Raw genomic sequence first — 19,571 nt, 5'->3', positions numbered from 1 at the left:
TTTCCCCCCTATGGCGTAAACGCTTTCAGTAAATCTTCTCCCCAAATATCTGTATATTTATCATATACAGGCTGAACGACTTTTTTAAACGCCTCCAATTCCTCTTCTGTTGGCGTATAGACATTCATTCCTTTTGACTTTAAATCTTCAATTTGTGACGCTTCTTTTTCGCGTGCAATTTTTACTTGATAAGCAGCTGCTTCTTTCCCTAAACGATCGAATAATTCACGGTCTGCATCGCTTAAAGAATCGTATAGCTTTTTATTCATACCTAACACTAATGGGTCATAGGAATAGTTCCATAATGTTAAATAATCTTGAACTTCCTCTAGCTTTGACGAAGCAATTACATCAATAGGGTTTTCTTGACCATCAATTGTTCCTTGCTGTAACGCTGTAAACACTTCTGAGAATGTCATGGTTGAAGGATCTGTTCCTAATGAACGATATAAATCTGTGTACATCGTAATACCAGGTATACGAATCTTTAATCCATTTAAGTCTTCTGGTAGTTTAATTTCACGCTTACTGTTCGTTATTTGACGGAAGCCATTTTCACCATATCCTAAAGCCTGTACACCCTTTTCAGCTAAAAGTTCTTTAAGCTTTTCTCCACCTTCCCCGTTAAACACTTTATCTACCTCAGAATGATCCTTAAGTAAAAAAGGTGCACTTGCCACACCAAAGCGTTGATCTAAAATCGAATAAATAATAGTAGAGTTAAAAGTTAAATCGATTGATCCTTTTGCTAAGCCTTCAACAGCCTTTCCTGAATCTCCACCAGATAATTGCTCATTCGTGAACACTTCAATTTTAATGCGACCATCTGTTTCTTTGTCCATATCATCTGCCAGTTTTTTGGCTGCCTCATACCATGTGGATGAATCTGATACAGTGACTGACATTTTTAATTTATAGGACTTTTCCTTCCCTTCAGCATCAGCACTCTCTCCACTGCTACCACCACAGGCAGCTAATATTGCTGAAACGATTAAGAGCATTGCAAGAAGTAGATTTCTCCCTTTTAAAAATTTCCTCATAAAATATCCCCCTACTCTTTTTATGTTAGACTTAATAATTATTTTATAATTCCGAAAAATCTAAATATATATTCTTTGAGGATAAAAAATTATAAAATAATTGATCGATTTTTGTCTCTAACATATAAAAACCACACAAAAAGCAGCATATTAAAGTATTTAATGACAAGTTTCTCTCCTAAAACTTAAACACTCTTTCTTTTTCGAAACAGTAAAATAGCAATCATTAACTCCAATTTATTTTCATTATTATTAATATCAATATTTAAAAGCTTTTCTATTTTTTTTAGTCGATATTTTAAAGTGTTTTTATGGATATGAAGCGCATCGGCAATTTCCTGTAAACCTCCTTTGCTTTTTAGCCACATTTCTAGATTGTATATTAATTCCTCCTCCTCTATTAAAGAGCCAATGGTTCTGCAGATGAAATTGCCAACCTTTTGTTCATCGAGATCAGATAATAGTAGCTCTAATTTCAAATCCTCCTCAAACACGATCTGTCTATTTTCAACAGCAACCGTTAGCGCAATACTTGCTTCATTGTAGGATTCATTTAGTGCAAAAAAGGAATGTGAATTGCCAACACCTATAAATATTTCGTCATCATAGAGCTTTACAAGCTTTCGGTTAAATGAATGCAGCGTTTGCTCTAAATGAATTCGAGTGACCTTTGGTACAAGTAGAACGAGCTTATCAAAGCTCCATTGAAAAATATGTAGTTGAGGATGGATTATTTGAATTGCACGCAAATAATCCATCCCCTTTTCATCAATTCTCCTATTCAATTGAATAATAATCACTCGATCATAAAGATCCGTTTCAATATTTAGCATTTCAGCTCGTTGCTCTAGTAGTAATTGATTTACCTGTCCATTTAATAAATCTAGTAAGAAAAGCTCAAACATTTTTGTCTCTCGTTCTTTTTTACGGTGCATTAAAAAATCTTCAACAAAAAACTGTGTAATTTTCTGGACAAGCTTCCCATATTTTTCGATTTCAAATGGTTGTCCAGTAACACCAATTACTCCAATTGGAGTATCCTCAATCACTAATGGCATGACGAGGCCCTCCCGCACACCCTTTAATTGTGCTGAAAGCTCCTTCGTCATATGCATAACTTCTTTGTTTTTCATCGCTATTAATGCACCTTCATGAAATTGATTCATCCTCGACATGTCTGTGCTGGCGATAATAAATCCGTTATGATCGATTACAACGACATGTTGATCAATTAGTTCTCCAAGCTCCCTAACAATCTTTGTTCCAATAATTTGTAAATCAAACATTGTGCCACCTCCATAGAGACTAATATACTGATTATACTGAAAATTTAGTATATTTTAGATATTTTACTATAGTTTTCTATGCTCTTGTAGATAAAATCAACAATATGTGCGGCTTGCATGCTTGCTTCTAGCTTTTCTTTATGGATACCAGATTGAATTTGCAGCAAGCAACCTGGATTGGCTGTGACAATCACTGTAGGCTGTAGCGCCTTAATCGTAGCCATTTTTGTAGTTAAAATATTACCTGCTGACGCAGGCTGCAATAAATTATATATTCCTGCTGAACCACAGCATGTATTGGCATTTGACAGCTCTTTAAAGTGCACATTCGGTAGGGCCTGTAAAATCATTCTTGGCTCATTGAAGACTTTATTAACATTGCGTAAATGGCAGGAATCCTGATAGGTTACAAGAGTCTTGTTTTCTTGCTGTGGCAAGGTTGCTAAATAATCCAGTAGCCCAGCTTTGACAAGCAGGCTTGAAATATCAATTGTCTTCTCTGAAAATCGAACTGCTTTTTCACGATAGCGTTCATCACTATGTAAGTGCTTTTCATATTCCTTTAAGAAAGCACCACAACCACCTGCATTATTAACAATATAGGTATAATCATCTGAATCAAATAACTCTACATTACGAATTAAGTTTTGCTTACCACGCTTTAGCTCACCACTATGCCCATGGAGAGCCCCGCAGCAACTTTGATTATCTGGAATAACGACATCAACACCAAGCATTTGTAGCAAGGACACCGTTTTTTCATTTGTTTCCTTATAAAGTGTATCCATTAGACAGCCTGTAAAAAAGGCCACCTTCATCGAAGCCGCTTTTACCTTCTTTAATGGCTGTACCTTTTTAGCTACTGGTGGTAAAGATGCCTCCATTGTTTTTAAATGCTTTGGGAATAAATTTAAAAAGCCAATTTTCCGTACAGCTTTTTGTAAACCTGTTTTTTGATAAAGATGCACTAGACTAACTGCATGCTCCATATTTTTTTGCTTGACGAAAAGATGATTGAAAACAATTTTTCTTGTCGTTTTTTCTACGAAGGTTGACTGCTTCACCTCTTGTACGGCTTCACGGGTTTGCTCGATTAAAGCACCATACTGTACACCAGCTGGACATGCCGGCTCACATGCGCGACATCCTAAACATAAATCGAATGATTGTTCTACAGATGCATCGAAAGGTACAATCCCGTCACGTACTGCCTTCATTAAGGCAATGCGTCCACGTGGTGATTGTGCTTCATCCTGCTCCATGTGAAGATATGTCGGACAGCTTGGCAAACAGAAGCCGCATCTCATACAGTCTAGCAATAGATTTTCATCGACATGTGTCTGGAAGGATTGCTGCATTTGCTGTTGTACGTTAGTTACCACCATGTACCACCACTCTTTTCTTCGTTTCTTTAGCAAAGACTTTGCCAGGATTCATAATATGGTTAGGATCGAAAGTTTGCTTAATGTTTTTCATTACATTGATACCGATAGGACCAATTTTCCATTCTAAATAAGGTGCTTTCATTTCACCTACACCGTGCTCCCCTGTAATCGTGCCACCTAGTGACAGTGCTGCCTCAAAAATTTCTGCAAATGCCGCTTCTACACGATGCATCTCCTCTTCATCTCGCAGGTCTGTTAAACATGTAGGATGCAAATTTCCATCCCCTGCATGACCAAATGTGGCAATATTGACATTGTACTTTTCGGATATATCATTAATTCTCATCACCATTTTGGCCAGCTCTGATCGTGGTACTGTGGCATCCTCTAAAATAACTGTCGGTTTTAATTTTGCTAATGCTGATAATGCGACACGTCTTGCTGTTTTAATTTGCTCCGCTTCCTGTGCATCTTTTGCAATTTGCGTAAAGAGAGCTCCATTTTCTTCAGCGATTCGTACCATTTCTTTGACATCTTGTTCTACTTGATGCATTTCACCATCCTGCTCAAGTAATAGCATTGCTTCTACATCTGTTGAGAGTCCTATTTTCATATATTGCTCGACGGCGCTAATTGTTTTTTTATCAAGAAATTCTAGCGTTACGGGAATGATTTTATTGGCAATAATGCTGGAGACTGTTCTCGCTGCATCCTCTAAGGATTCAAAGTATGCGATGCTCGTCATTTTATATTGTGGCAACGGAATAAGCTTTAAAGTAATCGCTGTTACGACACCCAATGTTCCCTCTGCTCCAACAAATAATGATGTGAGGTCATAGCCCGCTACGTCCTTTGCTAGTTTGCCACCTGTTTCTAAAATATCCCCGTTTGGTAAAACAACTTGTAGACCTTTAACATAATCCTTTGTTACACCATATTTTAAGCCACGCAAGCCACCTGAGTTTTCACTAACATTGCCACCAATCGTAGAAATTCTCATGGAGCTTGGATCAGGAGGGTAAAATAAACCATGTGCTTCGACGAATGTACAAAGATTCTCAGATATAATGCCAGGCTGGACTGTAATCGTTAAATTTTCCTTATCGAAATTTAAAATTTGATCCATTCTATTAAATAAAATCACTACGCCCCCATCGTAAGGCACCGTTCCTGCTGCAAGATTTGTTCCAGAACCTCGCGGAATAATTGACATTTTATATTCATTACATACTTTAATTACCTCAGCAATTTCCTCTGCATTCCCTGGTGAAATGACAAGATCAGGTAAGCGCTGAAAATTTGCCGTTGCATCATAGGAATATGCTAAAAGCTGTGCAGTTGAGCTTTTAATGTATTTTTCACCAACAATGTGCGTAATTTTTTCGATAACTGTTTTATTCATAAGACTCACCTCGAAATGAAATATGTAGTTACTACAATTTTAATTGTTGGAATTTTCTAAACATATGTCTTGGAAGATAAAAAAGGGGATTATATTTTAATTTTTTTGTGTTATAGGACCAAAAAAGAAGCTGTTGGATAAATCCAAACAGCTTCTAAAAAGGTTTTGCTTCAATATAGTAAAAAGCAGATGAGAAAGTTCGGCACTTGCCTGCTTTCTCATCTGCTTTGCTAACGCTGACGTTCCTTAAAGACACGTTCCATTTCGCGTTTGGCTTCTTTTTTGCGCATGTCGTTACGCTTGTCGTAGTCTTTTTTCCCTTTGCCGACGCCGATGAGGAGCTTGGCGTAGCCGTCCTTGATGTACATTTTTAGTGGGACGATTGTGTAGCCGTCACGTTTTACAGCACCGACTAGCTCGCCGATTTGCTTTTTGTGGAGCAACAGCTTACGGGTACGTAGTGGATCGTGGTTAAAGCGGTTGCCTTGTTCGAATGCGCTCACGTGCATATTATTGATCCATGCTTCGCCATTACGGACACGAACAAAGGAGTCTTTAAGTTGGACTTTGCCTGCACGGATAGATTTAATTTCTGTGCCTGTTAGTACCATGCCTGCTTCAATTGTCTCTTCGATGAAGTAGTCATGGCCTGCTTTTTTGTTTTGTGCTAATACTTTACCAGTACCTTTTGCCATATTTTCACCCTCTACTTAAAAGGTTGAGCTTGAGCGAAAGCATCCACAACAAAGATACTTTCGCTCATGCTTATTTACGTTTTGATTTTTTCTTTTTGCCTTTTTTAGCAATGCCTTCATAGAACTTTTGCTTTTGTTTCACGCGTTTTTTAGGTCCAGGGCTTGAGTCATCTTTGCGGCGTCCACGTGGATCACGGTCGCTTTCACGGCGTTCACCTTGTTTGCTGCTTCGACTTCCTCTTTCTTCCTCTTGGCGACGGCCTCTTCGACTACCACCACGACTGCCTCGTTCCTCATCACTGCGTGTACTTCTGCGACTGCTGCCACCTTTGTTATCACTGTAATTTTTTCGTGCATGGATTACAGTAGGTGCTGCTTTGCGTGTTCGTCCATATGAAGTTACCATTCCAACGATTTCAAAGTCAATCGATGACTCCTCAATAATGACATTAGCCACACGAACGGTCACCTCATCACCAATACGGAATTGGCGATTCGTTCGTTCACCGATCATAATCATTTGACGATCATCGAAGCGGTAGTAATCATCTGTCATATTGCTAATATGGACAAGTCCTTCAATCGTGTTTGGTAGCTCCACAAAAATACCGAAGTTTGTAATCGATGAAACAATTCCTTCGAATTCTTCGCCAATTTTGTCGGACATATATTGTGCTTTTTTCAGAGCGTCTGTATCACGTTCTGCATCAACAGCACGGCGTTCGCGTTCAGATGTGTGATCAGCAATTTCATCCATTGCCATACTCCACTGGGCAATCGTTTCTCTAGATGTATCCTTATTAATTATATACGTACGAATTAAACGGTGTACGATTAAATCAGGATAACGGCGAATTGGTGATGTGAAGTGTGTATAGAAATCCGTTGATAAACCAAAGTGACCAAGGCTTTCTGGATAATATTTTGCCTGCTGCATCGAGCGTAATAGCATCGTTGAAATAACAGGCTCCTCTGGCATCCCTTCAATTGCTTTCAATACATCCTGCAACGCTTTTGGATGGACGGTATTACCCGTACCTTTAATTAAAATACCGAAATTCGTGACAAATTCAAAGAAGCGTTGAAGCTTTTCAGGCTTTGGATCTTCGTGAATACGGTATAGGAACGGTACATTCATCCAGTGGAAGTGCTCCGCTACGGTTTCATTGGCAGCTAGCATGAAATCTTCAATTAATTTCTCGGCGACTGTACGTTCACGTAATTCAATATCTACAGGCCATCCTTCTTCATTTACAATAACTTTAGATTCTTTAAAATCGAAGTCAATGGCTCCTCGCATTTCACGTTTACGACGTAAAATATTGGAGAGCTCTGCCATGTTTTTAAACATTGGAACAAGTGGCTCATAGCGTTTAATTAGCGCCTCATCCTGCTCCTCTAAAATCTTGTAAACGTCCCTATACGTCATACGTTCCGTCGTTTTAATCACACTTTGGAAAATTTCATGTGAAATCACATTACCATTCGCATCAATGATCATTTCACAGGATAGCGTTAAACGGTCAACCTGTGGATTTAAAGAACAAATACCATTCGATAATCGATGTGGAATCATCGGTATAACACGGTCTGTTAAATAAACACTTGTCGCACGGTCGTAAGCTTCAAGGTCAATAACCGAGCCTTGCGTTACATAATAACTTACATCTGCAATATGTACGCCAAGCTTGTAAGTACCATCGACATTTTTCGTTACGGTAACCGCATCATCCAAGTCCTTTGCATCTGCACCATCAATCGTCACAATTGTTTCATGACGTAAATCACGGCGACCTTCTAAATCAGCCTCTGTAATTTCATCTGGTACACGTTGCGCCGCAGTGATGACTTCATCTGGGAATTCAGGTGGGATGTCATGCTTATATAATATCGATAAAATATCCACACCTGGATCATTTTTATGGCCTAAAATTTTAGTAATATAGCCTGTTGCCGATTTTAAATCCTCAGGCCATGTCGCAACCTCAACAACAACCTTATGTCCATCGACAGCTCCTAATGTATCCCCTTTAGCAATAAAGATATCCATTGGTAGCTTTTTATCGTCTAGGACAACAAAGCCGAAGCCTCGATTTGCTTGGAATGTCCCAACAAAGCTTGTTTGACCACGTTCAACGACCTTTGTTACAGTACCTTCGCGACGATCTCCGAATGATTCCTTTAAAACACGAATTAAAACGATGTCTCCATTAATGGCACCATTAATTTCATGTGGTGGAATGAACACATCGTCCATGCCCTCAATATCAGGCGTTACAAAGCCGAAGCCCTTCGCATGCCCAATAAATTTACCTCTTAGTAAATTCATACGCTCTGGTAGGCCATAACGATTGGAGCGTGAACGAACAACTAAGCCTTGTCCTTCCATGCGGACTAATGTTTTTACAAGCTCCTTAAATTCCTCCGCATCCTCAAAGCCGAATTCTTCCTCGATTTCACCAACAGTTAATGGTTTATAATCATCTTGACCGAAGAAATCGAGTAAACGACTTTGTAGTGTATCTTTTTGGTCTTTCATACATATTCCCTCCTTCATGAGAAAATCCTATTTATAATTTATTGTGCCCAATTTAGGCTTTCTAAAAAGCGATAAATGTCTTCATGTAATTGATCTTTTTCTTGATCTAGTGTAATAACATGTTTTGAGTTTTCATACCACTTGATGTGCTTTTCAAGTGACTCAGTTTGATTATATATAATGTTGGCAGATTCTGTCTCTATTACCTCATCATTTGTAGCTTGAACGACAAAAATTGGCGCATAAATCATGTCTATTTCTTGTCGCGTACGTGCAATAAATTCACGTAGCTCCTGTAGTGACGGCATGCCCTTTTCAGCAATGAGCGAAACTTCTGCTTCAATTTGGTCATCCTGTTTCCCTTGGAATTTCTTATATTCTCTAGCGTATTTCAAAACACCCTCAAACATAACGTCTGTTGTACGCATTGTCATGGGTGCACACATTGTGACAATTCCTTTTACAGGATTATTTAATGCAACGTTTAATGCCATAACACCACCTAATGAGAGGCCTGTAACAGCAATTTCCTGATAGCCAGCATCCTGTAACTGTTTGTAGGCGGCTACGACATCCTGCCACCAGTCTGCTGGACCTGTTGTGATCAGTTCCTCCGGCTCCACACCGTGGCCTTTATAGTGAGGTGCTAAAGTAGTATACCCTTTTTTCTCTAAAAATCTACCAAGCATACGCACGTCTGCAGAGCTGCCTGTAAAGCCATGTAATAGTAAAACGGCACGTGGTCCTGCTTGAAAGAAAAATGGCTGTGATAATGATTTGTTCATTGTAAGCACTCCTTCATCTAAACACTCATTTCTACTATACCCATTATAGTCATCTCCATAATGCTAAGCGATTGATAATTTGGTTAGTAGGTTACAGAGAGATTCTTCCATTAAGTTATGATAAAAGAAAACGCCCAACCAATTAGGTTAGGCGATATATCTTCAACTATTAGATTTTTGTAATAGCGATTGCTAGAATAAAGAATAGTATAGCTAACACAATTGTTGCACGATGAAGGATTAAATCCATACCACGTGCTTTTTGCTTTCCAAATAGTTGCTCAGCTCCACCCGAGATGGCACCTGATAAGCCTGCACTTTTACTAGATTGAAGTAATACCACAACGATTAACGCTAATGATACGATAACTAATGAAACTAATACTACTGTATGCATTCACTGCACCTCCCGAACTTTGAAACATCACAACAGACTATATTATAACAAAAAAAGGTTGCCATGACAAACTTAGCTTTACGTTTAACAGTTTTTTTCCGCTTCATGCCCCTCTACTTGTCGACTTTTGCTACTATTAGTGGATATCGCCAACCCTCTAATTAGATTATAATGGAAGAAATGAAATTTTCTCGGAGGAAAGAACTTGAATAAAAAAATAATAACTCTTCTTTTATTATGCTGTATGATTCCCTTTCTTACAGCATGCTCAAAAGCTATAGACCTGCTGCTTGAAGAAGAGGATGACACAACTACGACGTTAGCAGAAGAAACAAAAAATGATGTGAAGCAGCCAGAGAGTAAAGCATTATCCCCCTCTTTTTCGCCTACAGACTTATTCTCAACATCTTTATTTAAAGATGATCCCGCATTATTACAATTTACCAAAAGAGTCGAGAAGCAAGTGGCAACATTTGAACAGCGCTTTCAAGTCCCTTATACAGGAAAGCTAGATTTTGAGGATTTTGAGGTTCAACTAAATGATTTAAATAGCTTGCTTACCTTTGTGGACCCCTATACAGCCGGTTATTTTCTTGACTATGAATGGACGGCTTGGGAAATCGATGATGGCTATTTAGTTGAATTGTCGATTGATTATTTAACAGATGTCAGGAAGGAGCAAAAGGTTGATCACTTTGTAGAAGCCTTTGCTGACAAGCATATTACGAAGGAAATGACAGATTTCGAACGAGCTAAAATCATTAATGATTACGTGGTGCAACTAGCCACGTATACAGAAGAAGGCTCGACGGAAGGACAGACGGTTTTTGAATTGATTAGTGAAAAAACTGCGGTATGCCAGGCCTATGCCTTACTTGCTTACCGTTTATTAGTAGCATCAGGTCTTGATGCAAAATATGTATACGGCTATAGCGAGGATCAACTACATGCGTGGAATTTAGTTAGTGTCGAAGACCAGTGGTATCATCTTGATACAACTTGGAACGATGTTGACTCTGATGAACCCTATGCGATTTCTTACGAGTATTTTTTAGTCAATGATCAAAAGCTTAGCCAGGATCATTTATGGGTAGCGGAAAACTATTTTGCTGCTACTAGTAATGATTATGATTTTATGCATGATATGTGGTATGCCAATACAGTTGCTGATGTGATTTATTATAATAGCATGAAAGATAATATGGTTTATTCCTATAATTTAGCGACCAATGAACATAAAAAGATAACTGAAACAGCTTGTTATTATTTAGCGACTTATCATGACTCCATCTATTGCAGTGATTATGACAACGCTGGTTATTTAACAAAAATTAAAGTCGAGGACGGCTCTGAAGAAATACTAGTGGAAGATGAAGTCCTTAATTTAACGATCCAAGATGGTATTTTATATTACGAAACGATCGACGGCTCACAGCATCAACAAATACTTCAATAAAATCTGTGTGATGTCACACAGATTTTTTTCTTTCTTCCTATGCCACCATTTACAGTATTACCATATTTTATTAACAAATTTTTAACGCTAGCTTTACACCCTTCCTTTACACTTACAATTGAATTCACCTAAAGGAGGAAAATCATGAAATACGCAAAAAAATGGACTTCATTGTTTCTAGCAAGTGCAGTAACTTTATCCGCAGTGAGTATTCCACAGCAAGAGGTACAAGCAGCTGATGTAAAGAAGCCGACAAATGTCATTATGCTTGTGATGGACGGAAGCAGTAATAATGCTGTAACCCTTTCTCGCTGGTATAAAGGTGAAAGCTTAGCAATGGATGAAATTTTATCAGGTGCTATGCGCACGTATTCTGCAGAATCAGCCATTACCGATTCTGCGCCCGCTGCTACTGCTTTAGCAACTGGCCATAAATCGAACGATAAATATATAGGTGTGCTTCCATCGGTGGTTAATTCACCTGGATTAGCACAAATTACTCAAGAGGATGCTTTCAAACCTGTAGCGAATGTGCTCGAAGGAGCTAAACAACAAGGAAAGGCTACCGGATTAATTTCTACATCTGAAATTCAACATGCTACTCCAGCTGGTTTTTCAGCACATGTTAATAATAGAAGTCAATATGGGGATATTGCTGAACAGCAAGTCTATCAAAATATTGATGTTGTTTTAGGTGGAGGGCTAGAATCGTTGTCACCTGGCACATCTAAAAATGCCCGTAAGGATGGCGAGGATTTACTAAATGTACTGAAAGAAAAAAATTACGATCTCGTTCAAACTCGTGATGAGCTAGTGAATAGTCAGTCCTCTAAAATTTGGGGAAGCTTTGCACCAAGCGCACTCGCCTATGATTTAGATCGTGCTAAAACGAGAGCATCTGAGCCTACACTGGCTGAAATGACTAATAAAGCGATTAATACGCTAAAAAAGGATGAGGACGGCTTCTTCCTTTTTGTTGAAGGGAGTAAGGTTGACTGGGCGGCACATGCCAACGATACAATTGGTATTATTAGCGATATCTTATCGTTTGATGATGCAGTAAAAGAAGCAGTTGATTTTGCAAAGGAAGATGGCAACACATTAGTAATTGCTGTAACAGACCATGGAAATAGCGGAATTACGATGGGGAACGCCAACACAACGAGCACCTATTCAAGCATTCCTGTCTCTGCTTATATTGATCCATTGAAAAAAGCTTCGATGACTGTTGAAGGTGCACTAAGCCAATTAAAAGAAGATCGCTCTAATTTAGTAGAGGTGGCTGCCCTTTATGGATTAGATCAGTTAACAGAGGATGAACTAACGACATTGAAATCTGCAAAAGACTTAGGCAGTGAGATGGTTAAGATGTTAGCAAATCGCGCGAACATTGGCTATACAACAGGTGGTCATACAGGGGAAGATGTGTTTTTATATTCATTCGGACCTTCTAAATTGACAGGGCTAGTTGAAAATACGGATCTAGCTCATACGATGGCACAATTTATGGGCTTTGACTTAAATACACTAACAAATGATTTATATGTCCCTGCAACAAAAGCATTTACGGATAAAGGCTATACGACAAAAATCGATTTATCGGATAAAGAAAACCCAACATTTATTGCTCAAAAAGCAGATGTAACTGTGAAAATTCCAGTCAATAAAAACACAATGATTTATGAGGAAACATCCACAAATACTGCAAAAACACATACATTTGATACAATTAACGTCTATAATGGCTCTGAATTCTATGTATCTAAAAAACTGATCAATGCAGTGAAATAAAAACAAAGGCGCGAACATAAGTTGAGATTATTCCCTTATGTTCGCGCTTCTTTTACATAAAAACAACCACCCATAATTGTCCAAACTAAACATCTTCCCCCGGAACCTTAAATTTACCTTAATTTTATCTTATGATTTACTGAATTCACCTTAATTCAGCAACATTTTTCTCCACATTCCGTCAAATCAGTGTTAAAAACATAAGGTAAGGATTTTTAACTAATAAATTACTATTTTTTGAAAGTTTAATCCTATACTTTTTTTCATTGGAGGTGGACAAATGCAATCCATCAAAAATAACGAACATCTGCGCTTTATTGGCATGACGCTATTTTATTTGATCGTTTTGGTACTGCTGTTTCTTATACATGGCTTCCATGATATGAACGCTGGACCATTTATATATACGGAATTTTAATAAAAGGAGTTTTAATCATGTTAAGTATTTTAGCAGCTATTGAACGTGTGGCCATCCAGCAGCCACAAAAAACTGCTTATCAAACGCACAATGCCTCCTTAACATATGGTGAGCTTTGGCACTTATCGGATTGTATGGCCGATTATATCTCGAAGCTTCATTTACAGAGGCAGCAGCCGATTGTCGTTTATGGACATATGTCCCCGCTACAAATTGTTGCCTTTCTAGGTGCTGTCAAGGCTGGACACCCTTACGTACCCGTTGATTCGTCAACCCCTTCTGAAAGAATACAACTTATTTTAGAAGCCTCTGGAGCAGGATTACTATGCACAACAGAGCCATTACACATGCTGACGAACATTCCCGTTGCAGCGGTGAGTGATATCTTAGAGAACTCCTCCTCTGAAGTATCTCTACCCTCCACAGCATGGGTGAAGAACGAGGAAATCTATTATATTATTTACACTTCTGGATCAACTGGTCAGCCAAAGGGCGTTCAAATAACCGCTACTAATTTAGCACATTTCGTTTCTTGGATGCAGGAACACTTCCCTTTACAGCAAGACGGAGTATTTTTAAATCAGGCGCCTTTTTCCTTTGACTTATCTGTCATGGACCTTTATCCAGCACTTGTTGGAGGACATACACTATATGCCATTACACAACAAGAAATTGCGAACCCGAGAGCGTTATTTGATTCATTAGCTTCGTCCAATACTCGTGTTTGGACGTCGACACCATCCTTTGCCAAAATGTGCTTAATGAACAAAGAGTGGAATCAGCAACTCATGCCAGCATTAGATACATTTTTATTCTGTGGCGAGGTCCTGCCCATCGCAGTTAGTAAGGAGTTAATGGAGCGTTTTCCACAGGCAACTATTTATAATTTATATGGTCCAACGGAAACGACTGTTGCCGTTTCCTATGTAAAGGTAACGGAAGAATTGATAGCTCGCTTTGAGCAATTGCCTATTGCTCCACTAACGGAGACAAACATTTCTTTATTAGAGGATGGAGAAATTGCTATTTCAGGTCCGACAGTTAGTGCGGGGTATTTGGGGGCACCGGAATTAACAGCAAAAGCCTTTCCAACAGTAGCTGGCAATCGCATCTATCGTACTGGAGATGTTGGCTATGAGCGAGATGGATATATATTCTTTTCTGGTCGCAAGGATTTCCAAGTGAAGCTACATGGCTATCGTTTAGAAATCGAGGAAATCGAAAAGCAAATAAGTAACCTTCCACCGGTTTCAAGCTGCGTGGTTGTACCTGTTTATAAAGAGAAGGAAATTACTGCTCTAAATGCCCATCTTGTTTTGCGTGAGCCATTAAAGGACTCTGCCTTCAAAATGACAAAACAGTTGAAAGCACTTTTATCGGAGTACTTACCTGCCTATATGATTCCGAAAACGTTTAAATATATGGAAGCTTTACCGCTTAACGCAAATGGTAAGGTGGATCGTAAAGGATTGGCGGTTATGGAAACAGTATGACGCCTTATGGAAATATAGCATTCTTTCTGATTATTGGACTATTATTACTACCAACCATCATACTCGGCTTACGTGGCAAATCATCGAAACACTATAATCTATTTGTCTCGTTGATTGTCTTAGCCCTTATTTTTGGTAGCTCATTAAACGGTAGCATTTCGCTCGTATTGTTTACAGTTTTTCAAATAGTTCTTATTATTGCCTACCAACGCTATCGACTACAGCAAAATAGTGGTACGGTCTTTGTTATCGCTGTGGTATTGTCGATTTTACCACTTGTACTTGTGAAGGTACTGCCTATTCTAGGGTTACACCATTTATTTGGCTTCCTTGGTGTGTCTTACATTACCTTCAAAGCTGTACAAATGATTTTAGAAACCCGAGATGGCTTAATGAAAGAGAACATTTCTGTTGTAGAGCTTGCCTATTTTTTACTGTTCTTTCCTACAGTATCTTCAGGTCCTATTGATCGTTGGCGACGCTTTACAAAGGATTATCATTCGGTACCATCCGCGGAAGACTATCAAAAGCTGTTATTAAGTGGGATTAACTATATCTTTGTAGGCTTTTTATATAAATTTATTTTGGCCTACTTAATTTACAACTACACCCTTATCTACCTGCCAAATCATACGTATAACTATTTAACGCCCTTCCAGGGACAATTAGCGTATATGTATATGTATAGCTTTTATTTATTCTTTGATTTTGCTGGCTATAGTGCATTTGCTGTTGGTGTTAGCCGAATAATGGGGATTCAAACACCCATTAACTTTAACCGACCATTCGCCAGCCGCAATATTAAAGACTTTTGGAATCGTTGGCATATGAGTCTTTCCTTCTGGTTTAGAGATTATGTCTATATGCGATTCGTGCTTTGGATGACGAAGAAAAAATGGCTGAAAAATAAATTCGCCATTTCCTATATTGGTTTCTTTTTACTATTCTTTTTAATGGGCATTTGGCATGGCCTAGAATGGCACTTTGTAGTCTACGGACTCTATCATGCCCTATTAATAGTAAGCTTTGATAAGTTTGAACGCTGGAATAAAAAGCATAAGCGTTGGCCTAAAAATAAGTGGACACATGCCATTGGCGTATTCATCACTTTTAATGCCGTGTGCTTTGGCTTCTATATTTTTTCTGGCAAATTATTTTAACCAAGGGCTAAAAAAGCCTGTTCAATAAAGGAGAATTATTAATGGATCAACAACAAGTTTTAGAAATGCTAGTCGAGTTATGTGAAGATGAAATTATTGTAGAGAACCCAGATATTGATTTATTCGAAGAAGGGCTACTAGACTCTTTCGGAACGATTAATCTATTAGTAGAAATTGAAAATCGATTTAATATTTCTGTGCCAATTACTGATTTTAATCGTGAAGAATGGAACACGCCTAATCGCATTGCAGGGAAATTAGCTGAAAGACAATGATCAAGAAAGGCTTTTTATCTTTATGTATTGCCTTCGCTCTATTTACTGGCTTTATCTTCTTTCCCAATGCGTGGATCAAGGCATGGATATCGGATGAGGATGTAGAGCAGGCCAAAACAAATATGTCTCCGCTTGTATTCCAAGGTACGTATTTACAGGAGCGCATGCTGCAGGAGCCTAATTCCATGCCTTTATATGGCTCCTCAGAATTAAATCGTTTTGATCCCTTCCATCCATATAATTATGCACGAGCAACAGAGGCGCCTTATTCGACCTTTATGGTTGGTCGTGGGGGCATGCAGTCCATTACTCATTTTTTAAATTTTGCTGCACAAGAGAAAAATTTAAAGGATAAAAAAGTAGTCTTTATTATCTCTCCACAATGGTTTACAGCAAAAGGTATGGGGGAATTTCATTTTTCACCGAATTACTCTATGCTGCAAGCCTATGATTTAGCTTTTAATGATGAAATGGATGCTAATCTTCGCAAACGTGCCATGGAGCGCCTATTAGAATTTGATACTGTTAAGCGTGATCGTCTTTTAAAGACTATGTATCAATATCAAATGTCAAACGGTAAGAAAAATCCGATTACTGGTCGCATGGCCATGATAGCAGGGCGTTTTCATAAGGAATTGCTAGAAAAGAAGGATTTATATTATTCGCTATTCCCACGAAAAGGTCATAAATTAAAAAGTAATGATACCCTTATTGCCAACCAAACCTTTGACCAACAAGTGCAGGCTGCTGAAGCATATGGCAAAAAACGTGTATCAAATGATTATATGATTGAAAATCGTGCCTATCAGCGACTTGTGAATGCTAATTTCTCCAAGTTTAAAGGAATGCGCAAGCAAGAGGATTATACGAAATCTCCAGAGTATGAGGATTTTCAGCTTGTGATCGATGTTTTAAAGGATGCTGGTGCTAAGCCATTATTCGTGTCCATTCCGGTCAATGGCTATTGGTATGATTATAATGGCTATCCAGAGGAACGTCGTCACCAGTACTACGATAAGATGGCTCAAGTCCTAAAAGATGCAGATGTTAGCTATGTTGATTTTACAGACCATGAATATGATCCTTATTTTATAATGGATACCATTCATATTGCCTGGAAGGGCTGGGTCTATCTTGATCGTGAAATGGACCACCATTGGGCACAGTCAAAATAAACACGAAGGACAGTCTAAAAATAATAGACTGTCCTTTTCCTTATCGCAATATCCCTTTGACGTAGAGTGCCATTTGGTCACTGACATCGCTTAGTTTTTCAATAGCCTCGCTAAATTGTTGTACAAGTTCCGCTTGTTCGTTGGAAGCGGCTTCAATTTGCTCCATGCTTTCCATAAGAGATTGAACATTACTTGTAATGGTTTTCAGGGAGCTTTCAATTTGTTCTGTTGCAGTTGCAGTCTCACTAGAAAGCTTTCGTACTTCCTGAGCTACTATATTAAATCCTGCCCCGTACTGCCCAGCACGTGCGGCTTCAATAGAGGCATTTAACCCTAGTAAATTGGTTTGTCTGGAAATCGTTTTAATAAAATCTGTTACCTCATTTGAACGAGAAGAATTTTCGAGAGCATGTCGAGATTTCTCTGTAATGGTTTCACTCGTTGCTGACAATTCTTCGGAATGGGCAGCGATAGTATGTATTTTTAGTTGTAGCTCTTGAATAACAGCTTGTAGGCTGTCCATAAAGCCCTCCACTTTTTCTTGAGCATCTAATGGAAACAGTAAGCTTAATACAGCTACCACTTTGCCCTGTTCACGCACAGGATAAAGCTCACTATTCATCGGAATCCCAAAATACTCTTTCGGAATGCTACGCTTTAATATTTCCCCTCTTGCAACACGACGAAAATCCGGTGAATCCTCCGCTAATGAACCGATTTGTAAGTTCGTTTGAACCCTCGTTCCCTCCAAAACAAAAAGCGTTTCCCTTTCTTCTGCACTTGTAATGGTTATCGCAATTTCTTTGTTAAAGATTTCATGAAAAATCGGTAAAGTCTCTTCTAATGATTGTATAATCCCCATAACCCTACCCCCTCTATTTTTCTTTATTATACTTGACTGCTTGGGGTAAACATACTTCTTTTTAAAACATAATAAAATACCTCAAAGTATGAACATACTTTGAGGTATTTTTTGTCTATTATTTAAGGTTGTAGAACGATTGTAAACCAAGATACTCTGCTGTTGAACCAAGTTGATCTTCAATGCGAAGAAGTTGGTTGTATTTTGCTACACGGTCTGTACGTGATGGAGCACCTGTTTTAATTTGACCAGCATTTGTTGCAACAGCGATATCAGCAATTGTTGCGTCTTCTGATTCACCAGAACGGTGAGAGATAACTGCTGTGTATCCTGCACGTTTCGCCATTTCGATCGCTTCAAATGTTTCTGTTAGCGTACCGATTTGGTTTACTTTGATAAGGATGGCATTGCCTACACCTTGCTCAATACCAGCTGCTAATTTTTTCGTATTCGTTACAAATAGGTCATCACCTACTAATTGTACACGACTACCGATACGATCTGTTAATAGCTTGTGTCCAGCCCAGTCATTTTCGTCTAAGCCGTCTTCAATTGAGATGATTGGGTATTTGTTTGTTAACTCCTCGTACCAATCAACCATTTCTTCTGATGTTTTCACAACGCCTTCACCATCTAAGTGGTATTTACCGTCTTCTTTATTGAATAGCTCAGATGATGCTACGTCCATCGCAAGTTTAACTTCTTCGCCTGCTTTGTAGCCAGCTTTTTCAATTGCTTCTAAGATGACAGTGATTGCTTCTTCGTTAGAGCCAAGGTTTGGTGCAAAACCACCTTCATCCCCTACTGCTGTATTATAACCTTTTGCTTTTAGAACAGCTTTTAAGCTATGGAAAATTTCAGCACCAATGCGTAATGCATGGCGGAAAGATTCCGCTCCAACAGGCATAACCATGAATTCTTGGATGTCTACATTGTTATCTGCGTGAGCGCCACCGTTTAAAATGTTCATCATAGGTACTGGTAATTGTTTAGAATTAAACCCACCAAGATATTGATAAAGAGGTACATCTAAATAATCTGCCGCAGCATGTGCAACTGCCATAGACACACCAAGAATTGCGTTGGCACCTAGCTTGCCCTTATTTTCTGTGCCATCTAGCTCGATTAAAGCTTTATCAATGACAACTTGGTCAAGAACTGAATAGTTACCTTCTAATTCTTCTGCAATAATTGTGTTTACATTTTCAACTGCTTTTAATACACCTTTGCCTAGGTAACGTGATTTGTCACCATCGCGTAATTCTACCGCTTCGTATTCACCTGTTGATGCACCTGATGGTACGATTGCGCGTCCAAATGCACCTGATTCTGTAAATACTTCAACCTCTACTGTTGGGTTGCCACGTGAGTCTAAAACTTCGCGCGCATAAACTTGTGTAATAAATGGCATA

At 38.7% G+C, this 19,571-nt stretch carries 17 protein-coding genes; 7 read left to right on the top strand and 10 right to left on the bottom strand.

Translation table 11 applies throughout. The features are described from left to right. Positions 1-8: 8 nt before the first annotated feature. The 8 genes from ABC382_RS19925 to secG all read right to left on the bottom strand — a co-directional run bounded on the left by ABC382_RS19925 (position 9) and on the right by secG (position 9,529). Positions 9-1,040, bottom strand: a complete 1,032-nt coding sequence (locus tag ABC382_RS19925) for a DctP family TRAP transporter solute-binding subunit (protein ID WP_312505976.1) — start codon at positions 1,038-1,040, stop codon at positions 9-11. A 185-nt stretch (positions 1,041-1,225) separates the two neighbouring features. Next, a complete protein-coding gene (locus tag ABC382_RS19920) occupies positions 1,226-2,326 on the bottom strand; it encodes a CdaR family transcriptional regulator (RefSeq protein WP_322611108.1) in 1,101 nt (366 codons plus the stop codon). Between the two features lie 44 nt (positions 2,327-2,370). Continuing rightward, the gene (locus tag ABC382_RS19915) at positions 2,371-3,711 is read right to left on the bottom strand and encodes a (Fe-S)-binding protein (protein ID WP_312505980.1); all 1,341 of its coding nucleotides are present in this window, start codon (positions 3,709-3,711) and stop codon (positions 2,371-2,373) included. After that, complete coding sequence (locus ABC382_RS19910) at positions 3,698-5,113, bottom strand: FAD-binding oxidoreductase (RefSeq protein ID WP_322611109.1); 1,416 nt, start codon at positions 5,111-5,113, stop codon at positions 3,698-3,700. Before ABC382_RS19910 ends, ABC382_RS19915 begins: the two co-directional genes overlap by 14 nt. Before the next feature lie 230 nt (positions 5,114-5,343). Further along, positions 5,344-5,808, bottom strand: coding sequence for an SsrA-binding protein SmpB (gene smpB / locus ABC382_RS19905; RefSeq protein WP_274794358.1), 465 nt, complete (start codon positions 5,806-5,808; stop codon positions 5,344-5,346). Between the two features lie 70 nt (positions 5,809-5,878). Beyond that, positions 5,879-8,347 carry a ribonuclease R gene (gene rnr / locus ABC382_RS19900; RefSeq protein ID WP_274794359.1) on the bottom strand — a complete coding sequence of 823 codons (2,469 nt, stop codon included), beginning with the start codon at positions 8,345-8,347 and terminating at the stop codon, positions 5,879-5,881. Between the two features lie 38 nt (positions 8,348-8,385). Beyond that, positions 8,386-9,132: an alpha/beta hydrolase gene (locus tag ABC382_RS19895; protein WP_322611110.1), complete on the bottom strand. Its 747-nt coding sequence runs from the start codon at positions 9,130-9,132 to the stop codon at positions 8,386-8,388. A gap of 169 nt (positions 9,133-9,301) precedes the next feature. Next, the gene (secG, locus tag ABC382_RS19890) at positions 9,302-9,529 is read right to left on the bottom strand and encodes a preprotein translocase subunit SecG (protein ID WP_008173196.1); all 228 of its coding nucleotides are present in this window, start codon (positions 9,527-9,529) and stop codon (positions 9,302-9,304) included. Between the two features lie 205 nt (positions 9,530-9,734). Here secG and ABC382_RS19885 point away from each other — a divergent pair, with 205 nt between their 5' ends. The 7 genes from ABC382_RS19885 to dltD all read left to right on the top strand — a co-directional run bounded on the left by ABC382_RS19885 (position 9,735) and on the right by dltD (position 17,297). Continuing rightward, the gene (locus ABC382_RS19885; protein WP_322611111.1) at positions 9,735-10,985 is read left to right on the top strand and encodes a transglutaminase domain-containing protein; all 1,251 of its coding nucleotides are present in this window, start codon (positions 9,735-9,737) and stop codon (positions 10,983-10,985) included. 144 nt (positions 10,986-11,129) lie between these two features. Next, on the top strand, positions 11,130-12,776 hold the full coding sequence (locus ABC382_RS19880; RefSeq protein WP_274794362.1) for an alkaline phosphatase: 1,647 nt from the start codon (positions 11,130-11,132) through the stop codon (positions 12,774-12,776). A 280-nt stretch (positions 12,777-13,056) separates the two neighbouring features. Next, positions 13,057-13,194, top strand: a complete 138-nt coding sequence (locus ABC382_RS19875; protein ID WP_274794363.1) for a teichoic acid D-Ala incorporation-associated protein DltX — start codon at positions 13,057-13,059, stop codon at positions 13,192-13,194. A gap of 17 nt (positions 13,195-13,211) precedes the next feature. Beyond that, positions 13,212-14,687: a D-alanine--poly(phosphoribitol) ligase subunit DltA gene (gene dltA, locus ABC382_RS19870; protein WP_322611112.1), complete on the top strand. Its 1,476-nt coding sequence runs from the start codon at positions 13,212-13,214 to the stop codon at positions 14,685-14,687. Beyond that, a complete protein-coding gene (gene dltB / locus ABC382_RS19865) occupies positions 14,684-15,847 on the top strand; it encodes a D-alanyl-lipoteichoic acid biosynthesis protein DltB (RefSeq protein WP_322611113.1) in 1,164 nt (387 codons plus the stop codon). The genes dltA and dltB overlap by 4 nt, the downstream gene beginning before the upstream one ends. Positions 15,848-15,888: 41 nt before the next feature. After that, positions 15,889-16,122 carry a D-alanine--poly(phosphoribitol) ligase subunit 2 gene (dltC, locus tag ABC382_RS19860; RefSeq protein ID WP_016994756.1) on the top strand — a complete coding sequence of 78 codons (234 nt, stop codon included), beginning with the start codon at positions 15,889-15,891 and terminating at the stop codon, positions 16,120-16,122. Beyond that, on the top strand, positions 16,119-17,297 hold the full coding sequence (gene dltD / locus ABC382_RS19855) for a D-alanyl-lipoteichoic acid biosynthesis protein DltD (RefSeq protein WP_274794366.1): 1,179 nt from the start codon (positions 16,119-16,121) through the stop codon (positions 17,295-17,297). Before dltC ends, dltD begins: the two co-directional genes overlap by 4 nt. A 40-nt stretch (positions 17,298-17,337) precedes the next feature. On the opposite strand, the gene ABC382_RS19850 is transcribed toward dltD, so the two are convergent. Beyond that, positions 17,338-18,159 (bottom strand): methyl-accepting chemotaxis protein, encoded by an 822-nt coding sequence (locus ABC382_RS19850; RefSeq protein WP_322611115.1) that lies wholly within the window; start codon positions 18,157-18,159, stop codon positions 17,338-17,340. A 118-nt stretch (positions 18,160-18,277) separates the two neighbouring features. Beyond that, complete coding sequence (gene eno, locus ABC382_RS19845) at positions 18,278-19,570, bottom strand: phosphopyruvate hydratase (RefSeq protein ID WP_274794368.1); 1,293 nt, start codon at positions 19,568-19,570, stop codon at positions 18,278-18,280. Between the last annotated feature and the right edge of the window lies 1 nt (position 19,571).

Origin of the sequence: Lysinibacillus phoenicis, from assembly GCF_047238325.1 — a bacterium.
GTDB lineage: Bacteria > Bacillota > Bacilli > Bacillales_A > Planococcaceae > Lysinibacillus > Lysinibacillus irui.
The sequence above is the reverse complement of the archived record's forward strand: the minus strand, read 5'-3'. Positions and strand labels throughout refer to the sequence as shown.